The following is an 8885-nucleotide window of genomic DNA, read 5'->3' as shown; positions in this document are numbered from 1 at the left end:
GGCCCGACGGCGGCCCCGGGCGCGACGGGCGCGCCGCACCCCAGGAGCGGCGCGTCGGCCTCACCGCACTGAGAGGCCCGCGCCCCGGCCCGAGGACGATCAGTGCCGGTGGATCGGGGGCACCTGGTACGTGCCGTCCAGGACGGACTGCTTCGGCTGGTAGAACCGGATGATCGGGCGGAACTCGCCCGCCGGGGTGGGCAGCCAGTTCGCGAGCTCCGTCGGGTCCTCGGGCTCCTCGTGCTGGAGGGTCAGGGTGAGCGAGCCGTCGGAGCCGTGCACGAGGCCCGGGGTGCGGTCGCCGATCGAGTAGCGCTCGATCGGGTTGTCCACGAGGTAGTAGTCGGGGAGCGAGTACATCGTGACGGACCAGAACGCCTCGGCCGGCGGCGGCTGGTCAAAGCGGAGCGTGTAGCGGTTCGCGCCGCTGAGCGGGCGGCCGTCAGAGTCGTCGTACGTCATCGCGTACGAGGCCTCGTAGGCGTGGTTGCCCCACAGGCCGGCGCGGGCGGCGGCGGCGCGGCTCAGGTAGCCGGCCCGGCGGTCGGGGATGCGCCACTCGGGGTCGTCGATGGTGCCGGGGCCCAGGTGGTCGATGTTGTAGTCGAACAGGTGCAGCGCCGAACGCCACTCCCCCAGCGGGTGGTCCTCGGGCGGGCGGGTCGCCGCCTCGACGCGTTCGCGCCCGGCGGCCAGGCCCTTGAGGAGGGTGTGCGTCCACTCCGGGGCCGCCGCGCGGTACGGGGAGACGCCCTCGTCCAGGAGGCCCAGCGGGGCCAGGCGCCGCTCGTACTCGACGTCCGGGCCCGCGGGCGGGAAGGCCCGCATCCAGACCCGCATCCGCTCGAAGAACGCCAGCCGCTCGGGCACCTCCTGGTCGGGCTCGGGCAGGCCGGCGGCCAGGCCGCCCGGCTCCAGCGGGGTGAGGGTGAGCGCGCTCTGGAGGGCCTTGACCCGCGGGAGGTCGTCGGGGCCCGCGCAGGCGAACCGTCCGACCACCGTCGCGACCGTCGTCGGCGCCTCGATCACCTTCTCCGGGTCGGGCGGGGTGCCGTGCCAGCCGGGCGGGACGATCAGCCAGGTCTGCGCACCGGTGCCGGTGGCGCGGCTGCCGAGGTAGGCGAAGTTGTCGGTCCAGGCGCCGACGAACTGCAGCACGTAGTAGGCCCCGGCGGTGTCCGGGACGTGCAGCACCTGGGGGCCCTCGGAGAGGTCGAGCTGGGCGATCGAGTAGATCGTGTCGTTGTTGACCGAGACGAAGTCGTCCCCCGGTGCGGCCAGCCGGGTGGCGTGGCTGAAGCGGTTGAACGTCGCCGCCGGGAGGGTGCCCATCCCGCCCTTGGTGAACCGCTCGACCATGGTGAGGCCGGCGACGAGCGGGTAGCCGTAGACGTACGCGTCGGCGGCCAGGGCCTCCAGCTCGGGCTGGGTCATCGGGTGTCCTGTCGGGGTCGGTCGGGGTTGGTCTTGATCGGGGTCTTGGTCGGTCGGGGTCGGGGTTCAGCGCGGGGTCGGGGTTCAGCGCGGGGTGAGCGGCGGCAGCTGCCAGCGGCCGTCGAGTGCGGGCGCCTCGGGGCCGTGGAGCCGCAGCACGACGGTGAACGGGCCGTCCGGCGCCGGGAGCCAGTTGGCGGAGTGCTCGGCGTTGGCGGGGCGCTTGTGCTGGACGTAGAGCGTCAGACCGCCGTCCTGGTCGCGGACCAGGCCCGGGGTGGCGCCGCCGATCGCGTAGCGGTCGAGGGTGTTGTCGACCGGGCGGCGGTCCGGCAGCTCGTACAGGGCGGCGGACCAGGAGAAGCGGGCGGGCGGGAACCCGCCGGGGCCGAAGCGGATCGTGTAGTCGCGGTCGCTCGCGTCGGGCGGCCGGTGTCCCTCGCTGTCGGCCGTCCAGGTGCCGTACCAGGCCTCCTCGGCGGGCAGCCCGTACGGCGCGAGCCGGGCGCCGAGGGCCTGGCGCAGGTAGTCGGCGCCGGTCTGCTCGCGGGTCCCGGCGAGGCCGGACGCGTCGGGGCGGGCGGCGGACTCGCGCTCCAGCCGGGCGCGGGCGTCGGCGATGCCGTGCTCGATCTCGGCGCGCACGTCCAGCGGGAGGGCGGCGGGCTCGAACTCGCCGCGGCCGTCGATCCCGAGGTCGGTGAGGCGCCCGCGCAGGTCGAGTTCGGCGGACGGGAGCGGGACGGCGCCCGCCCGGCGGGGCGACGGGAGCGGGAAGAAGCCGAGCAGGAAGTCGAGGAAGGCGAGGAACTCGACGGTGTCCGTCACCTCGTCCCGCCAGACCGGCCAGACCGGGTCCGGGGCGGGCGGCGGCGCCGGGGCGCCCTCGTACTCGTGCAACGGGCGCAGCCGGTACTGCCGCCGGACCGTCTCCATCGCGGCGACGTCGGCGGGCTCCGGTCCGGCGAGCTCCGTGCGGGCGACGATGCCGACCAGGCGGGTGGCGGTGCGGATCACGCTCCGGACGCCCGGCGGCGGTTCGCCCTGCCAGTCCGGGCCGGCCACCAGGTGGTCGCCGGCCTCCGGGCCGGTGGCGCGGGCGCCGACGAACCCGGCGTACACGGTGTCGAGTTCGTGGACCGGCAGGACGTAGTAGCCGCCCTCGGCGGGAACGGAGACGACCCAGTGCTCGGCGCGCAGGTCGAGCCAGGCCGACGAGGCCGGGGTGTCGCGGTCGACGGCTCGGTCGGCGGCGGCCGTGGCGTCGAGGGCGGCCGGCGGCAGGTGGTGGCGGAAGACGCCGAAGCCGCCGACGTACGCCGGGTCGGCGTCGTCCAGCGCCTGTGTGTACAGGGCGCGGTAGTTCCGCAGGATCGGGTAGCCGCGCAGCCACGCCTCGGCGGCCGTCGCACGGACGGTGGTCGGATCGACGAGGGCCGGGCTGACCATGCTGTCACTCCCCAGTAGGATTCGGACAAATCGCTACATAGGGGAATGCTAGGCGGGGAGGCGTCGGTCAGCACCCGGAAGGAAGCCGTCGGGAGCGGACAGGTGGGGGCTGGTCCGGGTACGGGCGGGGGCTGCGAGAGCGGACGTGACGGGAACGGGCGTGACGGGAGTGGGAAGTCGGGCGGGCCGACTTCCCACTCCCCCGCGCGGCGCGGTCAGTGGGTGCGGCGCGTCACCAGCTCGGCGAGCGCGAGCAGTTCGTCCGCCCGGGCCGGCTCGGGCACGGCCACGGCGAGCAGGTCCATCGCGGCGGCCATCCGCTCGCACGACGCGCCCTGCGCCCAGCCGCGCCCGCCCGCACCCTCGACGGCCGCCGCGCAGAGCGCCAACTCCTCGGCGCTGAGCGGACGTTCCAGCACGTACAGCTCGGCGAGCCGGGCGCCGTCCGGGGTGTCCGAGCCGAGCGCGGCGACCACCGGCAGCGACTTCTTCCGCGCCACCAGGTCCGCCCCGACCGGCTTGCCGGTGACGGCCGGATCGCCCCAGATGCCGATCAGGTCGTCGATCAGCTGGAACGCCAGGCCGATCTCCCGCCCGAAGCCGTCCATCGCCTTCGCCGCCCGCTCGGACGCGCCGCCGTACTCCGCGCCCATCGCGCAGGCAGCGCCGAGCAGGGCACCCGTCTTCGCCTCGGCCATCGCGAGGCACTCGGCGAGCGAGACGTCGTCCCGCTGCTCGAAGGCGCAGTCGATCTGCTGGCCCTCGCAGAGCTCGACCACGCAGTCGGTGAGGCGGCGGACCGCGGACCGGGCGGCCGGGTGGGTGTCCTCGGCCAGCAGCCGCAGCGCCAGCGAGTGCATTGCGTCGCCGGCCAGGATCGCCTCGGTGGTGCCGAACACCCGCCAGGCGGTGGGGCGGTGGCGGCGGGTCTCGTCGCGGTCGATGACGTCGTCGTGGAGCAGGGTGAAGTTGTGCACCAGCTCGACGGCCGCCGCGGCGGCCGTGGCCGTGGCCGGGTCGCCGCCGAGGGCCTGGGCGGCGGCGAGGACCATGGCCGGGCGGATCGCCTTGCCGGAGGGCGAGGCGGAGGGCGAACCGTCCGCCTCCCACCAGCCGAAGTGGTAGCCGGCGACCTTGCGCATCGCGCCCGGCAGCGAGTCGACGGCGGCCCGCAGGACCGGGTCGACCAGACCGCGGGCCCGGGCGAGCACGTCTGCGGCCTCGTGGCCCTCCCTGTGGTCCCGCTCCAGCGTGGGGCTCGTCATGGGTTCCTCCCCCTGATGACCTGTCGTGAGAAGGCCGGCCGCCGCCTTGGGGCGACGCGGCCGGCCGGTGCGCGGTAGGGCGCGCTGGGCGCCGCCCGGCCCGGGAGCTGGGCCCGGGCCGGGTGGCGTGCGGTGCTCGTACTCGGTGCTCGGCTGCTCGGCTGCGGCACTTGGCTGCTCGGTGCGGACGAGGTACAGCCCGGCTTTCGGCAGCCGGTCCGTCGCGGTCGCCTTACCGCTGGGCGATGTCCACGTTCTCCAGGACGCCGATCGCGTCCGGCACCAGGATGGCGGCCGAATAGTAGGCGCTGACCAGGTAGGAGATGATGGCCTTCTCGTCGATTCCCATGAACCGCACCGAGAGGCCCGGCTGGTATTCGTCCGGAATTCCGGTCTGGTTCAGCCCGATGACGCCCTGGTTGTCCTCGCCGACCCGCAGCGCGATGATCGAGCTGGTGTGGCCGCCGATGATCGGGATCTTGTTGCACGGAAAGACCGGCACGCCGCGCCACGAGGTGACGTGCTTGCCCTCGACCTCGACCGTGCCCGGGTAGAGCCCGCGCTTGTTGCACTCGCGGCCGAAGGCGGCGATCGCCTTCGGGTGGGCCAGGAACATCTTGGTGCTGCGCCGGCGGCTGAGCAGGTCGTCCATGTCGTCCGGCGTGGGCGGGCCGGAGTGCGTCTGGATCCGCTGGTCGTACTCGGCGTTCTGCAGGAGGCCGAACTCGGGGTTGTTGACGAGCTCGTGCTCCTGGCGCTCGCGCAGGGCCTCGATCGTCAGCCGCAACTGGTGCTCGGTCTGGTTCATCGGCTGGTTGTAGAGGTCGGCGACCCGGCTGTGCACCTTGAGGATCGTCTGGGCGACGCTCAGCTCGTACTCGCGCGGCTTCAGCTCGTAGTCGACGAAGGCGCCGGGCAGCTCGAACTCGCCCTCGTGGCCTGCGGAGAGGTCGATCGAGGCCTCGCCGTGCTTGTTCTGCGCCTGCTGGAAGCCGTTCAGGTACTCCATGATCTGGAGCTGCAGCGCCTCGGAGCGGTCGTGCAACTCCTGGAAGGCGGGCCACTGCAGCACCATCACGGTGCCGGCGGTGGCCGCCTTCACCGTGTAGGGCCAGGTGTTCGTGTCCGCCTGCAGGGCCTCGTCGCCGAGGTGGTCGCCGTCGGCGAGGGTGCCGATGACCGCGTCCTCGCCGTACTTGCCGGTTCCGATCCGCTCCAGCTTGCCGTGCGCGATGATGAAGACCTCGCTGATCTCCGCACCGGCGGAGACCAGGACATCACCCGCGGAGAACTCGCGTTGCACGAAGCGCCCGGCCAGCTCCTCCAGGAGCGCCTCGTCCTGGAAGCCGCGCAGCACCGGCACCTCGGTGAGGCTCGGCGGGACGATCCGCACCTCGGCGCCCGTCTTGACGAAGCTCACCCGGCCGCGGCCGATCGAGTAGCGCAGGCGACGGTTCACCCGGTAGGTACCGCCGGAGACCTGCACCCACGGCAGCATCCTGAGCAGCCAGCGCGGACTGATGCCCTGCATCTGCGGCGCGGACTTGGTGGTCGTGGCGAGGTTCCGCGCCCCCGCCGTGCTCAGACTCTGCTGCTGCCGGATCTCCGGCTGCGCGCCCGGCGCAGGAATACCGGCATTCGTTTCGGTCGACATAGGAGCGCCCTTCGCAAACCCGATGAAGTGTCGCCTTGCATATTCATGGTGCAACTTCATGGTGGGCCCGATCGGAGGCACGCCGCAATCACTCATTCGAGTGGTTCGGAATAACCGAACAAATAGTACGACTAGATCACTTGATCGATATTTGTTCGATTTGCTATTCGAACTTGTCGGAATGCCGGGTGCCATCCTCTCGCATCCGGCGCGGGCCGTTCCACTGCCGACGGCTCCGGCGTCACGGCTCGGGCTTCATGGCTCGGGCGTCACGGTTCCGGCGTCATGGCTCCGGCGTCACGGTTCCAGCGTCAGAGCGGGCCGTTCCAGTCGAGGGTCGGCTCCAGCACCCCCTCCAGGGTGAGCAGCCAGCGCTTCACCTCGATCCCGACCCGGCCGCCGCCGAAACCCCCGATGCCGTCCGCCGCCACCACCCGGTGGCACGGCACGAGCAGCGCGACGGGGTTGGCGGCCATCATCTGCCCGACCGTGCGGGCCGCCAGCCCCGGCTCGGTCACGTCCTCGAACACGCCGCTGCGCGCGGCCAGTTCGCCGTAGGTGATGGTCCGCCCGTACGGCACCTCGCGCCACAGCGTCCGCAGCACCGTCCGGTGCGGGCCGCTGCTCAGGCTCCAGTCGATCGGCAGGCCCAACTCCCGGCTGCGGCCCGCCAGGTAGGCGCCGATCCGGTCGGTGACGGCGGCGATCTTCGCCTCGTCGGTACAGGCCGGCAGCTCGCCGTCGCGCCCGCCGTAACCGGCCGCCGCGACGCCCAGCGGCGTCACCGCGACGTGCATCGGGCCGCTCGGCAGCGGCGTCGGCACGGTCAGCCAGGCCGGCTGCCGGGACTGCGGTACGGACTGCGGCACGCTCGGGCCCCCACCCTCACCCTCCACCGGGCCGGCCGCCGGCCACCCCGGCACCCGGGAGGCGTGCGGCAACCGCCCGCCCCGCGCGTCATCGTACGGCGGGCCCGGTGCCGGCGTGGGCGCGTCGGGCTAGAGCCGGCCCTTCAGCTGCGCCGCGAGCGCCCGGGACCAGTGCGACAGCTCTGCGCGGTCCGCCGTGCGGCCCTCGCACAGGACGGTGAGCTGCGCGTCGTTGATCCGGTTCGGGCCGGGGATCTCCAGCAGATAGGCCAGTTCCTCCAGCACGGTGGCGAGCCGTGCGGCGTCCGTGTGGTCGAGGGCCACCGCGGCCTCGTGGTGGCTGATGGTGAGCGAACCGGGCATGACGAACCTCCTCCGTGCACCCCCGCACCCTCCACCGTACGACTGGGCCGCCCGGGGCGCCCGGGGGCGGGGTGGGGGGTGGGGCGGGGGGATGGGGAGGGGAGGGAGTGGACGGCGCCGCCGGGGGTGCCGGGGGCGGGTTCAGGTGGGTTCCTTATCGCCCTCCCCGGGGCGGGTTCAGGTGGGTTCCTTGTCACCCTCCCAAGGGCGGGTCCGTACCGCCGGCACGGCCAACACCGCGGCAGCGGCGCCGAGTTGCCACAGGGCTCCGACCCCCAGAACGGTCCCCGTCCCGAGCCGGCCCGCCAGCGGTCCCGCCGCCGCCAGGCCCACCGGCCCGAGGACGAAGGCGCCCAGCGCGCCGAAGGACGTCACCCGGCCCAGCGCCTCCGGCGGCACCCAGCGCTGCATCGTCGTGCCGTACAGCGTGCCGCACACCGCCGAGCCGACGCCCGCCACCAGCGCCCCGGCCACCACCCACGGCAGTGCCGCCCCGGCCGCGAGCGCCCCCGAGGGCAGCGCCCAGCCCAGTGTCGCCACGGTTGCCGCCGCCAGCGGCCGGCCCGGGCGGCGGCCGAGCATCAGCAGCCCGCCCAGCACCGCCCCGGCTCCGTACACGGCCATCACCGCGCCCCAGGCGCGCGCGCCGCCGAACTCCCGCTGCGCGGTGAGCGGCCCGAGGACCAGGAACGGCGCCCACACCAGCAGGTTGAAGAGCCCTATGTGGGCGGTCGTGATCCACAGCCACGGCCGGGAGTTGAACTCCGACCAGCCGGCGCGGAGGTCGGCGAGGAGCGACTCGCCCCCGCCGAGCGGTTCGCCCCCGCCGTCCGACGCCGCGCCGGACAGGCGCAGCGGGTACAGCGCGAGCACGCCGATCCCGTACGTCACCGCGTCGACCGCCAGCACCACTGCCGGACCCCACACCGCCGTGACCACGCCGGCCAGTGCGGGACCGGCCACGGTCGCGACCGAACGGGCCATCCCCAGCAGCGTGTTGGCGTCGCCGAAGAGCTCCTCGCGGCGCACCAGGGCGGGCACCAGCGCGCCGAGCGCCGGCATGAACAGCCCTTCGCCGATCCCCCAGGCGGCGACGAGCGCCACCATCGCCCACAGTGGCGCCCGCCCAGTCGCCAACAGCACGGCGAACAGGGCCTGGACGACGCCGCGGAGCCCGTCCGAGGCGAGCATCACGCGGCGGCTGCCGAGCCGGTCGGCGACCACTCCGCCGGCCAGCAGGACCAGCACCACGGGCAGGATCCGGGCGGCCATCACCCAGCCCAGCCCGGTGCCTCCACCGTCATCGCCGCCGAGGACCGCGAAGGTCACCGCCACCGGCGCCATCGCGGAGCCGAGGAGGGAGGTCGCGTAGCCCGTGAAGAACCGCCGGAAGTCGCGTTCGCCCAGCACGGCGAGACGGCTCCCCGGGCGTCGTCGACGGGCCGGAATCCGTTCCGTTTCCACTGCCATGGGCGGCAAGTCTGCCTCCGGGCGGAGCGGGCGTTCAAGGGTTTCGGCGGGGAAACTTGAGCCTTTCGGTATCAATTCTTCGGACAGCTGTCATTGCCGCAGTAAATTGCCATCATCATGCCGGTTCACCTGCTGTTTACTGCGATTCCCGGATACCATTCGAGTGCCCTGGAGTCATGCATTTACTGCGGCAAAGGACGAATGATGGTCGAGCTTCCCCCCGTCGAGTACGCCGTCGCCGTCGAGCGCTACCTCGCCGCCTCCGGACTCGCCGAGGGCTCCCGGCGGATCTACCGGATCGGGCTGGACACGTGGGCCTGGGCGCTCGCCGGCCGCCCCGCCCCCACGGGCCCGGGACGGCGCCGCGCCCGGCCGCCCGTC

7 protein-coding genes are annotated in these 8885 nt (G+C 73.5%); all 7 read right to left on the bottom strand.

The features are described from left to right. Window positions 1–99: 99 nt before the first annotated feature. The 7 genes from AB0O00_RS22665 to AB0O00_RS22635 all read right to left on the bottom strand — a co-directional run bounded on the left by AB0O00_RS22665 (window position 100) and on the right by AB0O00_RS22635 (window position 8444). Window positions 100–1434 carry a DUF1254 domain-containing protein gene (locus AB0O00_RS22665; protein WP_363654505.1) on the bottom strand — a complete coding sequence of 445 codons (1335 nt, stop codon included), beginning with the start codon at window positions 1432–1434 and terminating at the stop codon, window positions 100–102. 84 nt (window positions 1435–1518) lie between these two features. Continuing rightward, complete coding sequence (locus AB0O00_RS22660; RefSeq protein ID WP_363654503.1) at window positions 1519–2883, bottom strand: DUF1254 domain-containing protein; 1365 nt, start codon at window positions 2881–2883, stop codon at window positions 1519–1521. Between the two features lie 215 nt (window positions 2884–3098). Continuing rightward, entirely contained in the window at window positions 3099–4148 is a 1050-nt protein-coding gene (locus AB0O00_RS22655) for a family 2 encapsulin nanocompartment cargo protein polyprenyl transferase (RefSeq protein WP_363654501.1), read from the bottom strand. Between the two features lie 232 nt (window positions 4149–4380). Further along, window positions 4381–5802 carry a family 2B encapsulin nanocompartment shell protein gene (locus AB0O00_RS22650; protein ID WP_363654499.1) on the bottom strand — a complete coding sequence of 474 codons (1422 nt, stop codon included), beginning with the start codon at window positions 5800–5802 and terminating at the stop codon, window positions 4381–4383. Window positions 5803–6113: 311 nt separating this feature from the next. After that, a complete protein-coding gene (locus tag AB0O00_RS22645) occupies window positions 6114–6671 on the bottom strand; it encodes a methylated-DNA--[protein]-cysteine S-methyltransferase (protein WP_363654497.1) in 558 nt (185 codons plus the stop codon). A 129-nt stretch (window positions 6672–6800) separates the two neighbouring features. Beyond that, window positions 6801–7034, bottom strand: a complete 234-nt coding sequence (locus AB0O00_RS22640) for a hypothetical protein (RefSeq protein WP_363654496.1) — start codon at window positions 7032–7034, stop codon at window positions 6801–6803. A 177-nt stretch (window positions 7035–7211) separates the two neighbouring features. Then, entirely contained in the window at window positions 7212–8444 is a 1233-nt protein-coding gene (locus AB0O00_RS22635) for an MFS transporter (RefSeq protein ID WP_363654494.1), read from the bottom strand. Window positions 8445–8885: the final 441 nt, after the last annotated feature.

It is taken from the genome of Kitasatospora sp. NPDC093558 (genome assembly GCF_040683475.1).
GTDB lineage: Bacteria > Actinomycetota > Actinomycetes > Streptomycetales > Streptomycetaceae > Kitasatospora.
This window is presented reverse-complemented; position numbering and strand designations above follow the sequence as displayed.

Coding starts and splice junctions, on each gene's coding strand:
- AB0O00_RS22640 (WP_363654496.1), bottom strand. CDS start 7,034: ATGCCCGGTTCGCTCACCATCAGCCACCACGAGGCCGCGGTGGCCCTC.
- AB0O00_RS22665 (WP_363654505.1), bottom strand. CDS start 1,434: ATGACCCAGCCCGAGCTGGAGGCCCTGGCCGCCGACGCGTACGTCTAC.
- AB0O00_RS22650 (WP_363654499.1), bottom strand. CDS start 5,802: ATGTCGACCGAAACGAATGCCGGTATTCCTGCGCCGGGCGCGCAGCCG.
- AB0O00_RS22655 (WP_363654501.1), bottom strand. CDS start 4,148: ATGACGAGCCCCACGCTGGAGCGGGACCACAGGGAGGGCCACGAGGCC.
- AB0O00_RS22660 (WP_363654503.1), bottom strand. CDS start 2,883: ATGGTCAGCCCGGCCCTCGTCGATCCGACCACCGTCCGTGCGACGGCC.